Origin of the sequence: Terrabacter lapilli (assembly GCF_039531305.1) — a bacterium.
GTDB lineage: Bacteria > Actinomycetota > Actinomycetes > Actinomycetales > Dermatophilaceae > Terrabacter > Terrabacter lapilli.
On sequence record NZ_BAAAPU010000017.1, the window covers coordinates 1 to 1,516 of the forward strand.

1 rRNA gene is annotated in these 1,516 nt (G+C 57.2%); it reads right to left on the reverse strand.

What is annotated here, in order from left to right:
* Nucleotides 1-1,234: ribosomal RNA gene (locus ABD241_RS20625) — 23S ribosomal RNA — on the reverse strand; the annotation flags it as partial.
* Between the last annotated feature and the right edge of the window lie 282 nt (nucleotides 1,235-1,516).

The window sequence follows — 1,516 nt, forward strand, 5'->3', positions numbered from 1 at the left end:
GCTACATTGTCGGCGCGGAATCACTTGACCAGTGAGCTATTACGCACTCTTTAAAGGGTGGCTGCTTCTAAGCCAACCTCCTGGTTGTCACAGCAACTCCACATCCTTTCCCACTTAGCACACGCTTAGGGACCTTAGCTGGTGATCTGGGCTGTTTCCCTCTCGACTACGGAGCTTATCCCCCGCAGTCTCACTGCCACGCTCTCACTTACCGGCATTCGGAGTTTGGCTAACGTCAGTAACCTGGTGAGGCCCATCGGCTATCCAGTAGCTCTACCTCCGGCAAGAAACACGTGACGCTGCACCTAAATGCATTTCGGGGAGAACCAGCTATCACGGAGTTTGATTGGCCTTTCACCCCTACCCACAGCTCATCCCCTCAGTTTTCAACCTAAGTGGGTTCGGTCCTCCACGCAGTCTTACCTGCGCTTCAACCTGGCCATGGGTAGATCACTCCGCTTCGGGTCTAGACCCAGCGACTATGGGCGCCCTGTTCGGACTCGCTTTCGCTACGGCTTCCCCACACGGGTTAACCTCGCCACTGAGCACTAACTCGCAGGCTCATTCTTCAAAAGGCACGCTGTCACCCCACACGCCCAACGGCGGGAGGCTCCAACGGATTGTAGGCACACGGTTTCAGGATCTATTTCACTCCCCTCCCGGGGTACTTTTCACCTTTCCCTCACGGTACTTGTCCGCTATCGGTCACCAGGGAATATTTAGGCTTAGCAGGTGGTCCTGCCAGATTCACACGGGATTTCTCGGGCCCCGTGCTACTTGGGAAACACCACCGGGAGTCCACACCATTTCGTCTACGGGGGTCGCACCCTCTGTGCCGAGCCATTCAATGCTCTTCGACTATGACGCAGATTTCTCACTCCCTGCCGGCCTGTCAGAGCCAGCTGGCGGGTCCCACGACCCCGAACGTGCAACGCCTGACAGCTATCACACACGCCCGGTTTAGCCTCATCCGCTTTCGCTCGCCACTACTCACGGAATCACTGTTGTTTTCTCTTCCTGTGGGTACTGAGATGTTTCACTTCCCCACGTTCCCTCCACACACCCTATATATTCAGGTGCGGGTGACTGGACTTGCCTCCAGCCGGGTTTCCCCATTCGGAAATCCTCGGATCACAGTCTGGTTATCGACTACCCGAGGCTTATCGCAGATTCCTACGTCCTTCTTCGGTTCCTGGTGCCAAGGCATCCACCGTGTGCCCTTAAAAACTTGGCCACAAAGATGCTCGCGTCCACTGTGAAGTTCTCAACATACAACCGGCACCCCACACCCAACCCAGCATCACGCTGAGCTCTCGGCAGGGCCCACAACCAGAAGCACCCGGCACACCACCCGGCCACGCAAGAGTCACACTCTCCCGCAGCCGGCGGTGTTGCCCGATCCCTCAGGACCCAACAACGTGTCAGACACCGCACCCACCATCCCTGCACGTTCCACTGCGGAGCACGCTCCGCTTGTACTTGCCAGGGACACCAGGACGGGTGCCAAGTAATCGAT